We start from the raw sequence: 17,493 nt of genomic DNA, 5'->3' as shown, positions 1-17,493 counted from the left end.
AATACGCAACTTACAGACGAACCGGCAAGGTGCGCAGGCGTTTCCGATGGGTATGAGGTTTAGGTCGAGCTAGGAGGCTGGACAGATGGGATCGAAACTCGTCCGCGTGATCGCGGGCCTGTGCGTGGCAGGCATGGCCACGACTGCAATCGCTCAACAGGCGTCCAGCACCAACCGCGTGGCTGCCAAGACGGATTGGAGCGTGTTTGTCGAAGAAGATCCCACGGAATGTTGGAGCGTCGCGACACCTGACGAAACCGTCAACACACGCGGTGGGCGCGTGGTATCGGTGCGGCGCAGCGACATCCTGCTATTTGTGGTTTTCCGGCCCAGTGAAAACGTTGCCGGTCAGGTTTCCTTTACCGGTGGCTACCCCTTTGCGCCTGGTTCTTCGGTCAATGTCCGGATCGACGACCAGGAGTTTGAGTTCATCACTGACGGCGAATGGGCTTGGCCTGCGACGCAGGGTCAGGAACCCAAGGTGATCGAGGCCATGAAAAAAGGCACCGAGGCAGTGGTGACGGCCCGGTCCGAGCGTGGGACGCAGACCAAGGACACGTTCTCGTTGCTGGGATTCACCGCAGCGCTGGAAGACGCCCAAAAACGCTGCACGAACTGATCGCCATCCGCAGGCACGCGAAACCCCGTCATCCGGCGGGGTTTTCTTTTGGGCAAACACGTCCGCTTGACGCCACGTCTGCCTGAAAAATTGATCCGTATCAAAGTGAGTGACCGACGTTTCTGAACTAATCAGTTCAGAGATAAGGAAGGAGCCTGCCTATGCTGAATAAAACCATTGTCGCCGTCATGATGACCGCCGCCATGTTCCTGAGCGCCTGTGAAAAAGAGGCCGACACCTACCCGGTCTCGGGTGAGCAGTGCGGCCCGGAAGATCCGGTGAAAACGCTGGATGCAGCAGATTGCGATATCCTGCCCGCGGGCATCTGAGCGGTTTAATCTGACCTGGATAACCTAAAAATGGCCGCATCGGTTTGGTCGGTGCGGCCGATCTTTATTTGGGGCCTTCGCCGATGACGTGGTATCGTGGTCCCGTCAAAGCTTTAATCGGGAACGGAAAATGCGCCACGTCTTGCTTTCATTTCTTTTGTCATCCGCGGCTCTGGCGGACCCTGCGTTGGAGTGTTCGGAGGCGGGATCCCAAGTCGAAATCGGTTCTTGCGTCGGTGCGATGGAGGACCGGGTCGATCTGGCGCTGGAGGAAAGCTACGGCTTTGCCATGCAGGCCGCAAAAGAGCTGGACGAGGTCACGGGACGTGAGGTGGCTCAGCCTGCGCTAAAGGCCGCGCAGTTGGCTTGGGAAGGTTACCGGGATGCGCAATGCGAGGCCATCGGCGCCTCTTACGGCGGCGGGTCCGGAACCGGCATCGCGATCACGTCGTGTCGCGTCGGTTTGGGGCGTGCGCGTGTGGATGAATTGTTGCGCTTTGCCAATTGATCGATACGATTCCTTTTGATCTTTGCGCATGTTCCTATATAGAGGCGCATCCCAAGCCAGAATCCGTTGAGATAGCCACATGTCGCCCAATGCGCCGATCACTCAAGACGTCATGACCATCCCCCGCAAATTGCCCGAGGGGAAGACTAACCTTGTCGGCCTGACGCGGGACCAGCTGCGTGAAGCTCTGATCGAACATGGCACGCCCGAGAAACAGGCCAAAATGCGGACTGGTCAGATCTGGCAATGGATTTACCAATGGGGTGTGCGTGACTTTGCCGAGATGACCAATCTCGCCAAGGCTTATCGCGCGCAACTGGCCGAAGACTTCGTCATCGAAATCCCCGAGGTTGTGACCCGCCAGGTCTCCGAGGATGGTACCCGCAAATACCTGTGCCGCATCGCTGGCGGGCATGAGGTCGAGGTGGTTTACATCCCCGAAGAAGATCGCGGCACGCTGTGTATCTCATCCCAAGTGGGATGCACGCTGACCTGCTCCTTCTGCCATACCGGTACGCAGAAACTGGTGCGCAACCTGACCGCTGCAGAAATTGTCGGTCAGGTAATGATGGCGCGCGACGATCTTGAGGAATGGCCGGTTCCCGGCGCGCCCAAGGACGAAACCCGCCTGCTGTCGAATATCGTTCTGATGGGCATGGGTGAACCGCTCTATAATTTCGAAAACGTCCGCGATGCGATGAAAATCGCGATGGACCCCGAGGGAATTTCGCTGTCGCGCCGCCGCATTACCCTGTCGACTTCGGGCGTGGTGCCTGAGATTGCGCGAACTGCCGAGGAAATTGGCTGTCTGCTGGCGATTTCCTTCCACGCCACCACGGATGAAACCCGCGATGTGCTGGTGCCGATCAACAAGCGTTGGAATATCGAAGAACTGCTGGATGCGTTGGCCAGCTATCCCAAAGCCTCGAATTCCGAGCGGATCACCTTTGAGTACGTGATGCTGGATGGCGTCAATGACAGCGACGAGGATGCGCATCGCCTGATCGACCACATCAAGCGCCACAATATTCCGGCCAAGATCAACCTGATCCCATTCAACGAATGGCCGGGCGCGCCGTACAAGCGCAGCTCGAACAACCGTATCCGGGCCTTTGCAAACATCATCTATCAGGCGGGCTATGCCTCGCCGATCCGCAAAACCCGCGGCGAGGATATCATGGCGGCCTGTGGTCAGCTGAAATCGGCCACCGAGCGCGCCCGCAAATCGCGCAAGCAGATCGAGGCCGAAGCCGGGCTGCAAAACTGACCGGTACCATTGTCTCGCGATGGGCGACAATAAATTAATGTTTGTCCCGCTGTTTTTTGAATGCACAATTTGATATATTTAGGCAGTCAAGGCGGGATGGGCGCATTTCACTCTTGCGCACAAAGCGGTGAAAGCCGCTGTCCGGTCGTGGCGTGTTTGTTCACGGCCGCTATCTTATTTCAGGCATGACGAGCGGCGTTCAGGCGAACCTTTTGAAACAGGTGGGCCATCCCTATGTTATTACGATTAAAACGAATGTATTCGATCTCTCTTGCAGCGTTGGTGATTTCGGGCGTTTTTGCCACCCATGCCGCTGCACAGTCTACCGGCGAGAATGCGCATATTGCCATCGAAAACCCGGCGGATTTGACCAAAGACGAGGCGTTGCAGGTCTACCAGTCGCTGCAACGACGTATGGCGCGCGGGTACCGTGCCGCCCAATTGGACCAGTTGCTGAACTACCAGAACTGGCCGCTGTTCAATGATGCGCCCTATATTTCGGCCACACATGGCCAGCGTTTCGTGAACACCTATGCCAATCGCATGGCACATAATTACGGCACCTTGCAGGAGGGTGAAAAACTGCCCAAGGGCTCGGTGCTGGCCAAGGACAGCGTGACTGTCACGGATGAGGGCAACATCCATCCCGGCGCCCTGTTCGTGATGGAGAAACTGGCCGAGGGTGCCAGCCCCGAAACGGCAGACTGGCGCTATATCATGGTATTGCCGGACGGGTCTTTGTTCGGTGACACGATGGGATTCCGCGCTTCAGCGGTCGGTTATTGCCATGACTGTCACGAAGCGGTCGCGGATCGGGACTACACGTTCTTTGTTCCCGAAGAATACGCCGTCGGGAACTGATCGTCAGACGGCCTCGTCGGGCAGTTTCAGCGCCGTGGCTTCGCGGCGGCTGAGTTGTTCACCCTGTTTTCGTTTCGACAGGACCTCTCGGGCCAGCGCGTATTTCTCATCCTGCCAGAAGATCAGACAGCCGTTGCAGCCTTTGCCGCAACAGCCTTCGGTACCGATCCGGTTGGTCTTGAACCGGCGTTGGTTGCCATCCTCGCCGATCTTTTCCACCAGTTCGTCTCGGCGGCGCTCATAGGCATTGGGGTTGTCACGGCCCGAGGTTTCCAGCCCTTGCACCAGCTTGTCAAAGCGGATGCGGCTCCAGTGTTCGTCGGTCAGTGCGCGTTCCTTGCGCAGCACGGAATAGACAGGGAACCGGGCACGCAAGTCGTCGATGTCTTCGTGATCGAACAGGGAGAAGGGCAGGCGGATGACGGTTTTCGTGCTGCCATGCATCACGTCCAGCCGCGCGCCATCATGGGCGCGTTCGAAATCATAGACCCGCAGCAGAACCGTGTCGCGCGAGATGGGTGAGACGAAATCCAGCACGTCGCCTGGTTCCAGCTTGTTCTTCACCTCGACCAGAAACGCGTCCTCGGTGACCTCGGTGACGATCCCGGCATATTCCCATTGTGCGATCGAGGCCGTGTGTTCGTAATCATGCGCATAATTGGTCAGGCGCCCTTGGTGGAAGGCCAGCGTATAGCCACGGTTCCCGACGGTTTCGAGTTCGCGCATGTAAGGTTTCGGGTCCCAGCTCTCGGGGTCGGCGTGATAGTCATCAATGGCCATACGATAGGCCCGCGCGACGATAGCGGCGTAATACTCGGACTTGCCGCGCCCTTCGACCTTGAGGCTGTCGACGCCGATCTTCAGGTATTCATCCAGCTTGGGCATGATGCACAGATCGCGGGAGTTCAGGATATACGAGCCGCGATCATCCTCTTCGATGGGCATCAGATCACCGGGGCGGCAACCTTCTTCCAGCAGGAATTCGAACAGGTCGGCATTTTCCTCGGTAATTCGGATTTCTTCACGCGTGCCATCCTTGAGGCGCAGCTTCAGGCCATAGTTCCAGCGGCAGGAATTGGCACAGTTGCCCTGATTAGCACCACGCTCGGCCATGAAATTCGACAGCAGACAGCGGCCCGAATAAGTCATGCACATGGCGCCGTGAACAAAGGCCTCAAGCTTGATGTCAGGGCATTTCTCGCGGATTTCGACTAGTTCAGGGTAGGAAACCTCGCGCGCCAGTACCACCAGTTCGGCCCCCTGATCCTGCCAGAACTTCACCGACAGCCAGGAACAGATATTGGCTTGGGTCGAGATATGCAGCGGCAATTCGGGCGCGCGTTCGCGCACATATTGGAATACACCGGGATCGGCGATGATCAGCCCGTCGGGCTTTACCCTGCGGACGGTGTCGATGTATTCGTCCAGCTTCGGGATGTCCTTGTTGTGCGAAAACAGGTTCAGCGTCAGGTAAGCACGCCGACCATGTTGGTGGCAGAACTCGACCCCTTCGATTACCTCTTCCAGCGAGAATTCGGATTTTGTGCGCAGCGACATATCCGGCGTACCCAGATACACCGCATCCGCCCCGTAGAGGATGGCGAGTTTCAGCTTGCGCAGATTGCCCGCGGGCATCAGCAATTCGGATCTGGACTGGGTCATGGACATACCGGGGTTTAGATCAAGGGGGCCTTTTACGGCAAACACCCCGAGTCCAAAAGCCCGTTATCTGCGACGGAACCGCGCTGTGCCGATAACCTCGATCAGTTGTTGCCGGACGGGGTCGGGCTGCGCCTGGACGGCGTTCAGCACCTCGCGAAGTTCGGCGCGCAACCCGTGCATCTGGTCGATCAGAGAAATCATCATCGACAGCGCGTCCGGCTCCATCTCGTACTGATCGTGAAGTTCACAGGCCAGTTCCAGACGGGCGACATCGAGGCTGTGATAGACCAGACCCTCATCCGTTTGTTCAGGGATCACGATCTCGGCGGCTAGATACTCGGTCAGCCGGGCCGAGGTCAGGCGGGTGACTGTTGCGATCAGTTCCTTTTCTGTCAGGCTCATGACGGCATTCCTTTGCGCGGATCATAGCGGTGGCTTTCGCGCCACGTCTCCATGAAGTGCTTCAAATCGTCGTCGATCTGGTCGGGCATCGAAACAGTCAGTTCGATCAGTTGATCGCCCCGTTCGGTTGAGCCGCGTTTCTTGACCCCTTTGCCACGTAGGCGCAATGTCTTGCCGCTGCTGGTACCCGCCGGGACGCTGACATTCACGCCACCGTCGATGGTGGGGGCGGGGACCTTGCCGCCCAGAATGGCCTCGTCAATCGTGATCGGCAGAATGATGTGGATGTCGTCGCCCTGACGGTCGAAGACCGGGTGTTTTGCAACCGAGACCGTGACCAGGGCGTCACCCGGAGGACCCTCACCAAAGCCGGGATCACCCTTTCCGCGCAGACGGATGGTCTGGCCGTCCGTGATGCCAGCGGGTATCTTCACCTCGATCCGGTCGCCGTCGGGCAGGGTCAGTTTCTGGCTGGCGCCGAATACGGCATCCAGAAAGCTGATCTGCAGGCTGTAGGCGCGATTGTGCCCCGGCGCGTGGAATTCATGGGTGCGCTGACCGTATCCGCCGCGGCCCCGCATGAACTCGGCAAAGATGTCCGACATGTCGTCCGGATCTGCGGCGCGCCCGCGATAGGGGTTTCCGGCGGCCTCGGCATAGTCGCGGTAATACTGCTGCTGCGGGCGTTCCTGACCCGAGGCGTCTATCTCGCCATTGTCGTATTGCGCGCGCTTTTCGGGGTCTTTCAGCAGATCATAAGCTGCAGCGGCGGCCTTGAACTTGGCTTCGGCCTCGGCGTCACCGGGTTTCAGGTCGGGGTGGCATTCCTTGGCGATGCGCCGATAGGCCTTTTTGATCTCGGCATCGCTGGCGTCTTTGGCGACACCAAGGACGGAATAGGGATCGTCGCTCATCTCACCTCTCGCAGGTCGGGCGGAACAGGATGGGTTTTATCATGCGTTTTCAATGGCCCAAAAGGAAGGGACTTTTGAAACCGCTCGCAAATTCCCGCAGGTCTGTTAACATATGCATGTTTCGAATTGTTTTTTGACGGAGATCCCCATGACGCGCAGAATCAAGTCCATTCTGGCTCTGCTGGCCGGGAATGCCATCGGGTTGCTGCTGGCGGCGGTTCTATTGTCAGAATTTGCGATCCGGCCGATCTCGTTCATCGTGGTGGTGATCGTCTTTACGCTGGTTCAGGTGATTGCTGAGCCACTGATCCTGAAGCTGGGGGAAAAGAAAGCACCCGCTTTGAAAGGCGGGATCGCGTTGATCGTGACATTCGTAGGTTTGCTGGTGACCGATCTGGTGACCAACGGGCTGACGATTGGAGGGATTTCGAACCTGCTGGCCGCAACACTGCTGGTATGGTTGGGCGCGCTGATCGGCAGTATAGTGCTGCCGATCTATGTGTTCACGGAACTGCGCGAGCCCAAGAAGTAGCTACAGCGCGTTCAGGCTGGTCTCGATCGCCTGCCACAGCTCTTCCACCGGTTCACACCCGACAGACAGGCGGATGAAGGCGGGGTCGACATTGTCACCCCACCGCGCGCGGCGCTCGGCCGAACTGTGGACGCCACCGAAGGATGTTGCCGGGCGCAGCATCGGGCAGGCGTTGATGAAGGCTTCGGCCTTTTCTTCGGTCTCGAGAGTGATCGACATCAGGAACCCGAACCGCGTGGTTTGGGTTTTGGCCAGCGCGTGTGAGGGATCATCTGGTAGGCCGGGGTAGCGGATTTGCTGAATCGCCGGGTGATCGGCCAATCGCTCGGCCAGCACCTGCGCCGAGGAACACATGCGGTCGAAGCGCACGTCCAGCGTTTCCAATCCGCGATGCAGCAGCCATGCCTCATGCGGGCCCGGGATCGCGCCGGAAACCCGCCGCCATTCCTCAACCCGCTCCATGATCTGCGCATTGCGGCTGGCTACATGCCCCATCAGCAGGTCGGAATGCCCGCCCATGGCCTTGGTGTCTGATGCCACCACCACGTCGACGCCCATATCCAGCGGGCGCTGGCCCAAGGGGGTCAGGGTCGTATTGTCGGCAAATGTGATCCCGCCGGCGTCACGAACGGCCGAGGCGATGGCAGGCAGGTCTATCATGTCCAACCCGGGGTTCGAGGGGCTCTCGACAAAGACCACATCGAACCCGTCTAACCCGCCTTCGGTGAAGGTGGTTGTCGGGCGTTCTGTAACCGAAACACCCAGACCGGACAAAAACCGGTCGGCCAATACCCGCGTGACGTAGTACCCATCCGAGGGAATCAGCAGGCGCGACCCCGCTTTCAATGTTGCGAACAAGGCCGCCGAGATCGCCCCCATGCCGGACGGGAATGTCAGACAAGGTGCGTCCTCAAGGTGGGCCAGCACATGTTCCAGATGTTGCCATGTGGGGTTGTCGACGCGCCCGTACGTGGGCAGACCGGCCGTTGCGCCCGGCAGGTGGTACATACTGCTTTGGGTCAGCGGCAGGGTCACTGGCTCACCCGCGTTCAGCGTGTTGCCGCGCAGGTGCAGCATTTCTCCGGTCTTCGGGGCCATGGCTCAGCGCCCCGGAATTTCGTCACGAGGCGGGGCGGGTTCCCAGTTCTCGATGATGTCGACTGCCTCTTGCGCGGTGTCGACAAAGCGGAACAGGTCGAGGTCTTCGTCCGAGATCGTGCCCGCATCAGCCAGAGCCTCCCAGTTGATAACCTTTTCCCAGAATTCGCGACCAAACAGCAGGAAAGGCACGCGCTCCATCCGGCCGGTTTGGATCAGGGTGAGGGATTCGAACAGCTCATCCATCGTACCAAACCCGCCGGGGAAGATGGTGATGGCGCGGGCGCGCATCAGGAAATGCATCTTGCGGATTGCGAAATAATGGAAGTTGAAGCTGAGATCGGGCGTAACATAAAGGTTCGGCGCTTGTTCATGCGGCAGCACGATGTTCAGGCCGATGGAACAGCCACCCGCATCCTGCGCACCCCGGTTCCCGGCCTCCATCACACCGGGGCCGCCGCCGGTGACGATGACGTTTTCACGGCAACCGGTTTCATTGGATTTCTCGGTCATCAGCCGCGCAAACTCACGCGCCTCGTCATAATATTGCGATAGGTTGGCCAATGTCTCGGTTCGGGCGGTGTGTTTCTGCGACGGCTCGGGGATGCGCGCACCGCCGAACATGACGATGGTCGAGGTGATCTCGCGCTCGGTCATGATCATCTCGGGTTTCAGCAGTTCCAGCTGCAGGCGCACCGGGCGCAGCTCATCCCGACACAGGAAATCGTCATCCGCAAAGGCAAGGCGATAGGCGGGTGAGCGTGTCTGCGGCGTGTCCGGAACTTCACTCGCGGTCGAGCGGTCGGTCTGCGCGTCGCGGAAGGGGCTCAGGCGGTCTTCTCTCATAGGTGATCTATCCATGCTTGCGTGTTCTTCAAACAGCTATAGGGTTCGCGGCCAGAGCGCCAGTCACGGAAGAACAACAATGAATTGGAAGAGTGAAATTTCGGAAGCAACCGCCCGGATTGCCGGGTACGCGCAGGTGACTCCGGTGGTGGAAAGTCAGGCTTTGGGGCTGGGCTATCCGGTCGAAATGAAGCTGGAGCACTTGCAGCATACCGGCAGTTTCAAGGCGCGCGGGGCGTTCAATACGTTGCTCAGCCTGGATGTGCCCGAGGCGGGTGTTGTTGCTGCATCCGGCGGAAACCATGGCGCGGCGGCGGCTTACGCAGCGCGGTCCTTGGGCTATCCGGCGAAAATCTTCGTGCCGGAAATAGCGGGGCCGTCCAAGATTGCCCTGATCCAACAGACTGGCGCTGATCTGAGCGTGGTGTCCGGTGAATATGCCAACGCGCTGACCTGCGCGCAGCAGCACGAAGAGGCAACCGGCGCGATGCAGATCCACGCTTATGATGCACCCGCCACCGTGGGCGGGCAGGGCACCTGCTTTGCCGAGTGGGAGGCGCAAGGACTGAAGGCCGATACGGTTCTTATCGCTGTCGGCGGTGGTGGATTGATCGCCGGGGCGCTGGGCTGGTTTCAAGGCGCGCGCAAGGTTGTGGCGGTCGAACCAGAGGCCTCTTGCGCGCTGAACGCGGCCTTGCAGGCAGGAAAGCCGGTGGATGTCACCGTCTCGGGCATTGCCGCCAACGCGCTGGGCGCGCGGCGGATTGGCTCGATCTGTTTCGGTCTGGCGCAGGGGATGACCTCGGTTCTGGTGAGGGATGAGGCCATTGCCGAGGCGCAGCAGTTGCTTTGGCAAGCCCATCGAATCCTTGTGGAACCGGCAGGTGCGACGGCGTTGGCGGCACTGCTATCGGGGGCCTACCAGCCGGAACCGGGCGAGCGGGTGGCGGTGCTGATCTGCGGCGGCAATATCTCTCCAGACCCTCTGGGCGCATAAAACCGCAGCAAACAGCCGCAAAGCGCGCGTTCAGCGTCGCATTGCGGCCAGTCCTTCGCTTGCGTATAGGCAACACCAACGTGAACAGATTCTGCAGGGAGCCCACACATGTCCAACGCGCAACTGGAAGCCGCCATCGAAGCCGCCTGGGAGGCGCGCGACACCATTACCCCCGCCACCACCGGTGAGACCCGAGAAGCGATCGAAGATACGCTGAACGCATTGGACAGTGGTTCGCTGCGTGTGGCCGAAAAGCTGGAAAGCGGTGACTGGCACGTGAACCAGTGGGCCAAGAAAGCGGTTCTGCTGGGCTTTCGCATCAAGGATATGGAAATCCAGAACGGCGGCCCGCAGGCTGGCGGCTGGTGGGACAAGGTGGACAGCAAGTTCGCCGGTTGGGGCGAGAACCAGTGGCAAGCCGCCGGTTTCCGCGCGGTTCCGAACTGCGTGGTTCGCAAGTCGGCCTATATAGCGCCGGGCGTGGTGCTGATGCCGTCTTTCGTGAACCTGGGCGCCTATGTCGACGAGGGTACCATGGTTGACACATGGGCCACCGTCGGCTCTTGCGCGCAGATCGGCAAAAACGTTCACCTGTCCGGCGGAGTTGGCATCGGTGGCGTGCTGGAGCCGATGCAGGCCGGCCCCACCATCATCGAGGACAACTGCTTTATCGGCGCGCGCTCCGAAGTGGTCGAGGGCTGTATCGTCCGTGAGGGCTCGGTTCTGGGCATGGGCGTGTTCATTGGCAAATCGACCAAGATCGTCGACCGCGAAACCGGTGAGGTCATGTATGGCGAAGTGCCGCCTTATTCGGTGGTCGTTGCCGGTTCGATGCCGTCCAAGAACAATGTCAGCCTGTACTGCGCCGTGATCGTGAAGCGGGTGGACGAAAAGACCCGTTCGAAAACCGGTATCAACGAGCTGCTGCGCGACTGATCGAACCGCAGATCAAACAGGGGTCGCGGCATCGTGCTGCGGCCTTTTTTGTTTACGCTTTAACCGGATAGCGGTCGGGTTCCTCGAATACGTCGATCACCCGCGTTCCGGCCTTGATCTTGCCGCCATGTTCGACACCGGACGGGATCGAATAGCTATCGCCGGGGCGGTAGATTTTGGTCTCATCCCCGATAATCAGTTCCACTTCACCTTCAATCACCGTGCCCCATTGGGCCTTGTGCGAATGTGCGGGCAGTTCGAAATCCTTCAGGAAGGTGAAGAAGGCTACCAGCCCCGTATCCGACCGGATCACCGCTGATTGCACCACGTCCTCGGGAAAAGGCACGTCGAGGCTCGGAAAGTCGGTGATGAATTCAGGATAGGGCATGGAGGCATCCTTTGCGATATGTGTCACCGCACTATGACGGCGAAGTTGCGGTCCTGCAATTCCCGACCGCTTGACCGTAGGCGGGCGCACGGCTATGGCCCCCACCATGGAAAAGCAAAAGAAACCCTCTCGTCAGCAGGTTTATACCCTGCTTGTGCAGATCGGCCGCAAGGACGGCGACGGCCTGCCCGAAGGCGCGACCGGGGCGGCGCTGATGTGTTTCGCCAGCGGTGTGGACGAGGCCGAGGCCGTGCGTGAAACCGTGGCCATACTTAAACAGGCCGATACCGCGCCGCTGGATGTCACCGGCTATGGCACCTTGGCCGAGCGCGAGGCGCAGGGCCATGACATCGACCCCGACGAACGGGCGTTGATGCAGCGGGCTTTGGATGAAAACGCCGTGGTCGTCGCGCAGATGACGCCGTTTTTTGGCGATGAGGAACAGGCCTAGTTCCGCGCCCCGAACCACTTGCGGTAAATCTCGTCATAAGTGCCATCTTCGCGCAGCGACAGCAGGGCCTGGTTGACTTCTTCGACCAGGGGTGAGCCGGTCGGAAACGCGATCCCATAGCTTTCACGCAGGAAGACGCCGCCGGTCATTGTGGCGATCCGGCGGCCTTCGTGCGAGGCGTAGTAGGACAGGATTGGTGCGTCAAAGACCGCAGCGTCCAAGTCCTTGTCCTCGAAGGCGGCCAGCATCTCATCAAGGCCGGAATACCCGACAAACTCGATATCGCGCCGGTTCAGGAAACTGGCGGCGGTCGAGTCGGTGATCGTGCCGACCTGTTTGCCATAGAGATCGTTGACGGAATTAACGCTGCCGCTGATTGCATCCACCGTCATGACCGAGGTGATGCGCGCCGTGAACACCGACACGATGAACAGGGACGAGACCACCAGAATTACGCCCAACAGGCGGCCGAACGGGGTGCGGGGCATCCGTTCCTCGAAGCCGCCATTCACTACAAGATTCAGCGCCCACCAGAAAGAGGGGAACCACGCTTCGTTTAACTTGCGGTCGAAATAAGGCTGCGAGCGGCGTTCGAACGTCCACATCAACATGCCACCGCCCAACAAGAGGGCGAAGGCCAGGCCGATGGCGATAAACAATTCGCGCGACAGCAGCGCATGCAGCAATGACGGCTGGCGCGCTGCCTCGGACGGGACCATAATCTGCAACCCGGCCTCGAAAATCGGCTGGCTGAAGTCCATCTGCGTCTCACGCGCGGCGGTGATCGAGATATTGGCGATGGCCAGATCAGCGGATCCGTTCTGCACCGCGCCCAGCATCTCGCCGAACGACCCGACACGGTTGACCGAATACTCCCAGTTCAGCGACTCGGCGAGCGCCTCAAGCAAGTCCATGGAAAACCCGGTCTGCGCCCCGTCTTCAGCATAGGAAAACGGAGGGCGGGTCACCGTGGTGACATTCAGGGTCTGTGCCTGGCTTTGCTGTGCAAGAACGGCAAAGGTCATACAGACCAATGCGAAAAGCGCGCGTATCATCTTCTAATCACCTGTTTCGCGGGGCTCTAACGCAGATTTGAACGGTGCAGCAAGGTATTCGCGGGGTAAAGTCCTGTGTTTTGTTGGGGTGTCAAAGCGAAACGCTTGCAAAAAAGCGATCAGATTTGCGTGGGCAGGGGTTGGCAATCGGCCCAATTCGTTGAATCTGTGCGCGCAAACGAACCAGAGGGGCTCCGCCATGACTGATCCGGTAGAATTGACAGCGGCCCTGACCCGTTGCCCATCGGTCACACCCGAGGAAGGCGGTGCCCTGGTTCTTTTGGAACAACTTCTGTCCGATGCGGGGTTCGACTGCACCCGCGTGGACCGCGGAGGCATCAGCAACCTGTTTGCCCGCTGGGGCGAAAAAGGCCACGGGCGCAGCTTTGGCTTCAACGGTCACACCGATGTAGTGCCCGTCGGGGACGAGGCCGCGTGGACCATGCCGCCCTTTGGTGCCGAGATCCGCAACGGTTTGATGTATGGGCGCGGGACCACCGACATGAAATCCGGCGTGGCGGCCTTTGCGGCAGCAGCGGTGGATTTCGTGCGCGAAACGCCGCCCGATGGCGCCGTTATCCTGACCATCACCGGCGATGAAGAGGCCGATGCGTTGGACGGCACCACAGCACTGTTGGACTATATGACTGAATCCGGTGAACGGATGTCGGTCTGTCTGGTGGGCGAACCGACCTGCCCAAACACGATGGGTGAGATGATGAAGATCGGCCGCCGAGGTTCGATGACCGCATGGTTCACCGTGACCGGCGCGCAGGGCCATTCGGCCTATCCACACCGGGCAAGAAACCCTCTGCCCGCGATAGCGCGGCTGATGGACCGGCTGGCCAGTCACGAGTTGGATCGCGGTTCGGACCATTTCGACGCCTCGACGCTGGCGGTTGTGAATATCGACACGGGCAACGAAGCGACCAACGTGATCCCGGCGCAAAGCAGTGGGGCGGTGAATATTCGTTTCAACGATCTGCACTCAGGGGCAAGCCTCAGCGAATGGCTGCGGACCGAGGCGCAAACCGTGGCCGAAACCTATGGGGTCGAGGTGGCGGTCAAGATCAAGATCTCGGGCGAAAGCTTCCTGACTCCGCCCGGCCCGCTGTCCGATCTGGTGGCGCAGGCGGTCGAGGCGGAAACCGGTACCCGGCCCGAGATGTCCACGACGGGCGGCACCTCGGATGCGCGGTTTGTGAAAAACCACTGTCCGGTGGTCGAGTTTGGCCTGGTTGGCCGCACGATGCATCAGGTGGATGAATGCGTTGAGGTGGCGCATATCGATCAGCTGAAGGCGATCTACACGCGCATCCTGCGGGACTATTTCGCCTGAGTGATGCAGCGCACTCTGGTCATCATGGTCAAAGAGCCACGCCCCGGGCGGGTAAAAACCCGGCTGGGCCGCGATATCGGCATGGTCGGTGCGGCGTGGTGGTTTCGGCAGCAGACCCGGTCGCTGATCCGGCGACTTCGCGACCCGCGCTGGCAGATCGTGCTGGCGGTGTCCCCGGATCGCGAAGGGCTGACCAGCCGCATCTGGCCTGCTGATCTGCCGCGCGCGGCACAAGGGCGGGGGGATCTGGGTCACCGGATGGGTCGGATGCTGTGCGGAATGCCGAAAGGACCCGTTTGCCTGATCGGCGCGGATATTCCCGGCATCACACGCGGGCACATCGCACGGGCGTTCAAGGCGCTTGGTCAGGACCAGATGGTCTTCGGCCCTGCACCGGACGGAGGGTACTGGCTGGTCGGTGCGCAACGATACAGTGCGCTGCCGCTGGGCCTATTCCGCGATGTCCGTTGGTCAACCGAACACGCCCTGGCGGACACGCTGGCCTCTGTCACCGGCACGCGCGTGGCCTTGCTGGATCAGTTGCGCGATGTCGACACGCTGGCCGATCTGAAGCCCTGACCCTTTTTAGTCATGACGCGGTCGCATCCCCGTGCTAGGCCGGAATCATGACTCGCATCCCCACCAAGCAAGAGGTCCTCGACTGGATCTCGGCGAACCCCACCCTGACCTCGAAACGCGATATCGCCAAGGCCTTTGGCATCAAGGGCGCGGACCGGATCGACCTGAAACGAATCCTCAAAGAGCTTGAGGCCGAAGGACATCTGGAAAAGCGCAAGCGCAGCTATCGCGACCCAGATCGCCTGCCGCCGGTCAGCGTGTTGCAGGTGAAGGCTCCGAATGCCGATGGCGATCTGTTTGCCCGTCCGCTGGAATGGCATGGCGAAGGGGTCGAGCCCATCGTTCTGATCATCACCCGTGCCAGCGACCCGGCGCTGGGCGAGGGTGACCGAATCTTGGCCCGTCTGACCGTGGTGCATGAGGAAGACCACAATTACGAGGCCCGCCTGATCCGCCGCATCGGGACCAACCCGCGCAAGATCGTCGGAATCTTCCGCAAAGGGGCTGAGGGCGGGCGGATCGTGCCTATCGACAAGACCGGCCAGACCGAATGGCTGGTCCAGGACGGCGCGGTTCTGGGCGCGAAAGACGGCGAATTGGTCGAGGCCGAACAGGCCGGCCCCAAGAACCGCATGGGCCTGCCCCGCGCACGGATCGTGGAACGTCTGGGCGACCCGTCTGCGCCGAAGGCCGTGTCCCTGATCGCCATCCATCAACATGGCATCCCGGACGAATTCCCCGACAAGGTGATTGCCGAGGCCGACAAGGCCAAACCTGCTGGCCTGAAGGGCCGCGAAGACCTGCGGGACATGCCGCTGCTCACCATCGACCCCTCGGATGCGCGGGATCATGACGACGCCTGCTACGCCCATGCCGATGACGATCCGAAAAACCCCGGCGGTCACGTGGTCTGGGTCGCGATTGCCGACGTTGCTGCCTATGTGCAGCCCGGCACCGCGCTGGATCGTGAGGCACGCAAGCGCGGCAACTCCAGCTATTTCCCCGACCGCGTGGTGCCGATGCTGCCCGACCGTCTGTCGGGTGATTTGTGTTCCCTGCACGAGGGCGTTCCGCGTGCCTGTATCGCCGTTCGGATGCAGATCGATGCTGAGGGCAACAAGATCGGCCACCGTTTCGTTCGTGGCCTGATGCGCTCTGCCGCGTCGCTGCATTACACCGAGGTGCAGGAGGCCATCGATGGCAACCCGAACGACCGCACTGGGCCGTTATTGGAGCCGGTGCTGAAACCGCTCTACGCCGCTTACGCCGCGCTGAAGAAGGCCCGCGCCGTGCGGCAGCCGCTGGAGCTGGACCTGCCGGAACGCAAGATCGTCCTCAGCGAATCAGGAGAGGTCGAAAGTGTGGCTTTTCGCGAGCGTCTGGATGCGCACAAGCTGATCGAAGAGTTCATGATCCTCGCCAATGTCGCCGCTGCCGAAACCCTGATCGCCAAACGCCGCCCGCTGCTGTTCCGCGTGCACGAGGAACCCGCGCCCGAGAAACTGGAAAGCCTGCGGGAAACGGCGCAAGCAGCGGGGCTGAATCTTGCCAAAGGGCAGGTGCTGCAGACCCGTCATCTGAACGCGCTGCTTAACGCTGCCGCCGGGACCGAAGACGCCGAACTGATCAACCTCAGCACGCTGCGGTCGATGGCGCAGGCCTATTATAACCCCGAGAATTTCGGCCATTTCGGGCTGGCGCTGCGGAACTATGCGCATTTCACCTCGCCCATTCGGCGTTATGCCGACCTGATCGTGCACCGGGCGCTGATCTCGGCGCATGGCTGGGGTGAAGACGGGCTGACCGAGGACGAAATCGCGCGGCTCGATGAAACCGCCACCCATATCTCGGACACCGAGCGGCGTTCGATGATGGCGGAACGCGACACGACCGATCGCTATCTGGCCGCCTATCTCAGCGAGCGGGTGGGCAATGAGTTCTCGGGCCGTATCAGCGGTATCGCCCGGTTCGGGGCTTTCGTGAAGATGGATGAGACCGGCGCGGATGGGTTGGTGCCCGTGCGATCGCTGGGGCGCGAGTTTTTCCACTTTGACCGCGAGGCCGGGACCCTGATGGGGTCAGACACAGGGCTAATCATTGCCATCGGCCAGCGCGTCACCGTGCGCCTGACTGAGGCGACACCCGTCACCGGCGGGCTGGAACTGGAATTGCTGTCCATCGATGATCAGGCTCTGCCGCTCGGTCGTGGCCCGAAAGGGCGGCCGACACGACGCAAGGCGGTCAGCACCAAGCGCAAGAAAGACAAGATTAAACGCAAGGTCGAACGCAAACGCCGTCAGAGGTGATAGGTCAGCGCACGCGCAATCAGCCAGCCGTGGCGGGTCGGGTCTATCTGCGCGGGTTCGTCGAATAGAACGGCCCTGTTGCCATCCAGCCGATCCACACCTGGAAAGGCCGAGGTGAAATCACCCATCAACCGGCTTTGGCAGTGCACGAACAGTGCAAAAGACGCGGCCTTATGCGTTCCGACCCGGATCGTCGATCCTTTTGGCGCCAGATAGGCGGGTTGCCCCCAGCGCAGCGCCTCTTCCAGAGGCTGCGCACGGGGGTGGGACTCGGCCGTCTCAAAGATCAACTCGCGCAGGACCAGCGCACCGGCGCGGGCCTTCTTTGGCAGCGCTTCGTAAGCAGCGGCTACTTTTGGGTCATCAAATGGCTTCATCTCAGCAGCTTATCCCGTTTGATCCGA

General features: G+C 60.5%; 20 protein-coding genes. 12 read left to right on the top strand and 8 right to left on the bottom strand.

Going from position 1 to position 17,493, the window contains the following annotated elements; all coding sequences use genetic code 11:
* Window positions 1-85 precede the first annotated feature (85 nt).
* The 5 genes from ACR0IM_RS17455 (at window position 86) to ACR0IM_RS17435 (ending at window position 3,584) form a co-directional block, all read left to right on the top strand.
* The gene (locus ACR0IM_RS17455) at window positions 86-619 is read left to right on the top strand and encodes an invasion associated locus B family protein (RefSeq protein WP_480642548.1); all 534 of its coding nucleotides are present in this window, start codon (window positions 86-88) and stop codon (window positions 617-619) included.
* A 161-nt stretch (window positions 620-780) separates the two neighbouring features.
* Window positions 781-948, top strand: coding sequence for a hypothetical protein (locus ACR0IM_RS17450; RefSeq protein WP_480642547.1), 168 nt, complete (start codon window positions 781-783; stop codon window positions 946-948).
* Window positions 949-1,078: 130 nt separating this feature from the next.
* The gene (locus ACR0IM_RS17445) at window positions 1,079-1,456 is read left to right on the top strand and encodes a lysozyme inhibitor LprI family protein (RefSeq protein WP_480682680.1); all 378 of its coding nucleotides are present in this window, start codon (window positions 1,079-1,081) and stop codon (window positions 1,454-1,456) included.
* Window positions 1,457-1,535: 79 nt separating this feature from the next.
* Complete coding sequence (gene rlmN / locus ACR0IM_RS17440; RefSeq protein WP_480682679.1) at window positions 1,536-2,723, top strand: dual-specificity RNA methyltransferase RlmN; 1,188 nt, start codon at window positions 1,536-1,538, stop codon at window positions 2,721-2,723.
* Window positions 2,724-2,978: 255 nt separating this feature from the next.
* Window positions 2,979-3,584 carry a cytochrome P460 family protein gene (locus ACR0IM_RS17435; RefSeq protein ID WP_480594173.1) on the top strand — a complete coding sequence of 202 codons (606 nt, stop codon included), beginning with the start codon at window positions 2,979-2,981 and terminating at the stop codon, window positions 3,582-3,584.
* Between the two features lie 3 nt (window positions 3,585-3,587).
* Here ACR0IM_RS17435 and ACR0IM_RS17430 read toward each other — a convergent pair whose 3' ends face one another.
* From ACR0IM_RS17430 to ACR0IM_RS17420, 3 genes are all read right to left on the bottom strand, one after another.
* On the bottom strand, window positions 3,588-5,246 hold the full coding sequence (locus tag ACR0IM_RS17430; protein WP_480682678.1) for a U32 family peptidase: 1,659 nt from the start codon (window positions 5,244-5,246) through the stop codon (window positions 3,588-3,590).
* A 63-nt stretch (window positions 5,247-5,309) separates the two neighbouring features.
* Window positions 5,310-5,648 (bottom strand): chaperone modulator CbpM, encoded by a 339-nt coding sequence (locus ACR0IM_RS17425; protein ID WP_480594168.1) that lies wholly within the window; start codon window positions 5,646-5,648, stop codon window positions 5,310-5,312.
* Window positions 5,645-6,562, bottom strand: coding sequence for a DnaJ C-terminal domain-containing protein (locus ACR0IM_RS17420; protein WP_480682677.1), 918 nt, complete (start codon window positions 6,560-6,562; stop codon window positions 5,645-5,647). Before ACR0IM_RS17420 ends, ACR0IM_RS17425 begins: the two co-directional genes overlap by 4 nt.
* 148 nt (window positions 6,563-6,710) lie before the next feature.
* On the opposite strand from ACR0IM_RS17420, the gene ACR0IM_RS17415 reads away from it, so the two are divergent.
* Complete coding sequence (locus ACR0IM_RS17415) at window positions 6,711-7,094, top strand: hypothetical protein (RefSeq protein ID WP_480594161.1); 384 nt, start codon at window positions 6,711-6,713, stop codon at window positions 7,092-7,094.
* Here ACR0IM_RS17415 and ACR0IM_RS17410 read toward each other — a convergent pair whose 3' ends face one another.
* Both ACR0IM_RS17410 and ACR0IM_RS17405 read right to left on the bottom strand, forming a co-directional pair.
* Window positions 7,095-8,192, bottom strand: a complete 1,098-nt coding sequence (locus ACR0IM_RS17410; RefSeq protein WP_480682676.1) for a cystathionine gamma-lyase — start codon at window positions 8,190-8,192, stop codon at window positions 7,095-7,097.
* Window positions 8,193-8,195: 3 nt separating this feature from the next.
* Window positions 8,196-9,038 carry an LOG family protein gene (locus tag ACR0IM_RS17405; protein ID WP_480594155.1) on the bottom strand — a complete coding sequence of 281 codons (843 nt, stop codon included), beginning with the start codon at window positions 9,036-9,038 and terminating at the stop codon, window positions 8,196-8,198.
* Window positions 9,039-9,117: 79 nt separating this feature from the next.
* Here ACR0IM_RS17405 and ACR0IM_RS17400 point away from each other — a divergent pair, with 79 nt between their 5' ends.
* Together ACR0IM_RS17400 and dapD are read left to right on the top strand one after the other, a co-directional pair.
* Window positions 9,118-10,035 carry a threonine/serine dehydratase gene (locus tag ACR0IM_RS17400; RefSeq protein WP_480682675.1) on the top strand — a complete coding sequence of 306 codons (918 nt, stop codon included), beginning with the start codon at window positions 9,118-9,120 and terminating at the stop codon, window positions 10,033-10,035.
* A 108-nt stretch (window positions 10,036-10,143) separates the two neighbouring features.
* On the top strand, window positions 10,144-10,971 hold the full coding sequence (gene dapD / locus ACR0IM_RS17395; RefSeq protein ID WP_480642537.1) for a 2,3,4,5-tetrahydropyridine-2,6-dicarboxylate N-succinyltransferase: 828 nt from the start codon (window positions 10,144-10,146) through the stop codon (window positions 10,969-10,971).
* Window positions 10,972-11,023: 52 nt separating this feature from the next.
* Here the strand turns inward: dapD and ACR0IM_RS17390 are convergent, their stop codons facing one another.
* Complete coding sequence (locus ACR0IM_RS17390; protein WP_480594147.1) at window positions 11,024-11,359, bottom strand: cupin domain-containing protein; 336 nt, start codon at window positions 11,357-11,359, stop codon at window positions 11,024-11,026.
* 106 nt (window positions 11,360-11,465) lie between these two features.
* On the opposite strand from ACR0IM_RS17390, the gene ACR0IM_RS17385 reads away from it, so the two are divergent.
* Complete coding sequence (locus tag ACR0IM_RS17385) at window positions 11,466-11,810, top strand: hypothetical protein (RefSeq protein WP_480594264.1); 345 nt, start codon at window positions 11,466-11,468, stop codon at window positions 11,808-11,810.
* Here ACR0IM_RS17385 and ACR0IM_RS17380 read toward each other — a convergent pair.
* Window positions 11,807-12,865: a transporter substrate-binding domain-containing protein gene (locus tag ACR0IM_RS17380; protein ID WP_480594144.1), complete on the bottom strand. Its 1,059-nt coding sequence runs from the start codon at window positions 12,863-12,865 to the stop codon at window positions 11,807-11,809. The genes ACR0IM_RS17385 and ACR0IM_RS17380 overlap by 4 nt on opposite strands.
* Window positions 12,866-13,064: 199 nt before the next feature.
* Between ACR0IM_RS17380 and dapE the strand changes: the two genes are divergently transcribed.
* From dapE to rnr, 3 genes are read left to right on the top strand one after another with little or no spacing between them, the layout of a single operon-like run.
* Window positions 13,065-14,204 carry a succinyl-diaminopimelate desuccinylase gene (gene dapE / locus ACR0IM_RS17375; protein WP_480682674.1) on the top strand — a complete coding sequence of 380 codons (1,140 nt, stop codon included), beginning with the start codon at window positions 13,065-13,067 and terminating at the stop codon, window positions 14,202-14,204.
* A 3-nt stretch (window positions 14,205-14,207) separates the two neighbouring features.
* On the top strand, window positions 14,208-14,783 hold the full coding sequence (locus ACR0IM_RS17370; RefSeq protein ID WP_480682673.1) for a TIGR04282 family arsenosugar biosynthesis glycosyltransferase: 576 nt from the start codon (window positions 14,208-14,210) through the stop codon (window positions 14,781-14,783).
* A 47-nt stretch (window positions 14,784-14,830) separates the two neighbouring features.
* Complete coding sequence (rnr, locus tag ACR0IM_RS17365; protein ID WP_480682672.1) at window positions 14,831-17,089, top strand: ribonuclease R; 2,259 nt, start codon at window positions 14,831-14,833, stop codon at window positions 17,087-17,089.
* On the opposite strand, the gene ACR0IM_RS17360 is transcribed toward rnr, so the two are convergent.
* Entirely contained in the window at window positions 17,080-17,466 is a 387-nt protein-coding gene (locus ACR0IM_RS17360) for a DUF1801 domain-containing protein (RefSeq protein ID WP_480594133.1), read from the bottom strand. The two genes, rnr and ACR0IM_RS17360, sit on opposite strands and share 10 nt — an antisense overlap.
* Between the last annotated feature and the right edge of the window lie 27 nt (window positions 17,467-17,493).

It is taken from the genome of Ruegeria sp. BF6, assembly GCF_056538665.1.
Note: the sequence above shows the minus strand (reverse complement) of the source record. Positions and strands in the feature narration are given on the sequence as shown.

Bases quoted from the DNA above. Each gene is read 5' to 3' on its own strand.
- ACR0IM_RS17455 (WP_480642548.1), top strand. From the start codon at position 86: ATGGGATCGAAACTCGTCCGCGTGATCGCGGGCCTGTGCGTGGCAGGC.
- ACR0IM_RS17450 (WP_480642547.1), top strand. From the start codon at position 781: ATGCTGAATAAAACCATTGTCGCCGTCATGATGACCGCCGCCATGTTC.
- ACR0IM_RS17445 (WP_480682680.1), top strand. From the start codon at position 1,079: ATGCGCCACGTCTTGCTTTCATTTCTTTTGTCATCCGCGGCTCTGGCG.
- rlmN (WP_480682679.1), top strand. From the start codon at position 1,536: ATGTCGCCCAATGCGCCGATCACTCAAGACGTCATGACCATCCCCCGC.
- ACR0IM_RS17435 (WP_480594173.1), top strand. From the start codon at position 2,979: ATGTATTCGATCTCTCTTGCAGCGTTGGTGATTTCGGGCGTTTTTGCC.
- ACR0IM_RS17430 (WP_480682678.1), bottom strand. From the start codon at position 5,246: ATGACCCAGTCCAGATCCGAATTGCTGATGCCCGCGGGCAATCTGCGC.
- ACR0IM_RS17425 (WP_480594168.1), bottom strand. From the start codon at position 5,648: ATGAGCCTGACAGAAAAGGAACTGATCGCAACAGTCACCCGCCTGACC.
- ACR0IM_RS17420 (WP_480682677.1), bottom strand. From the start codon at position 6,562: ATGAGCGACGATCCCTATTCCGTCCTTGGTGTCGCCAAAGACGCCAGC.
- ACR0IM_RS17415 (WP_480594161.1), top strand. From the start codon at position 6,711: ATGACGCGCAGAATCAAGTCCATTCTGGCTCTGCTGGCCGGGAATGCC.
- ACR0IM_RS17410 (WP_480682676.1), bottom strand. From the start codon at position 8,192: ATGGCCCCGAAGACCGGAGAAATGCTGCACCTGCGCGGCAACACGCTG.
- ACR0IM_RS17405 (WP_480594155.1), bottom strand. From the start codon at position 9,038: ATGAGAGAAGACCGCCTGAGCCCCTTCCGCGACGCGCAGACCGACCGC.
- ACR0IM_RS17400 (WP_480682675.1), top strand. From the start codon at position 9,118: ATGAATTGGAAGAGTGAAATTTCGGAAGCAACCGCCCGGATTGCCGGG.
- dapD (WP_480642537.1), top strand. From the start codon at position 10,144: ATGTCCAACGCGCAACTGGAAGCCGCCATCGAAGCCGCCTGGGAGGCG.
- ACR0IM_RS17390 (WP_480594147.1), bottom strand. From the start codon at position 11,359: ATGCCCTATCCTGAATTCATCACCGACTTTCCGAGCCTCGACGTGCCT.
- ACR0IM_RS17385 (WP_480594264.1), top strand. From the start codon at position 11,466: ATGGAAAAGCAAAAGAAACCCTCTCGTCAGCAGGTTTATACCCTGCTT.
- ACR0IM_RS17380 (WP_480594144.1), bottom strand. From the start codon at position 12,865: ATGATACGCGCGCTTTTCGCATTGGTCTGTATGACCTTTGCCGTTCTT.
- dapE (WP_480682674.1), top strand. From the start codon at position 13,065: ATGACTGATCCGGTAGAATTGACAGCGGCCCTGACCCGTTGCCCATCG.
- ACR0IM_RS17370 (WP_480682673.1), top strand. From the start codon at position 14,208: ATGCAGCGCACTCTGGTCATCATGGTCAAAGAGCCACGCCCCGGGCGG.
- rnr (WP_480682672.1), top strand. From the start codon at position 14,831: ATGACTCGCATCCCCACCAAGCAAGAGGTCCTCGACTGGATCTCGGCG.
- ACR0IM_RS17360 (WP_480594133.1), bottom strand. From the start codon at position 17,466: ATGAAGCCATTTGATGACCCAAAAGTAGCCGCTGCTTACGAAGCGCTG.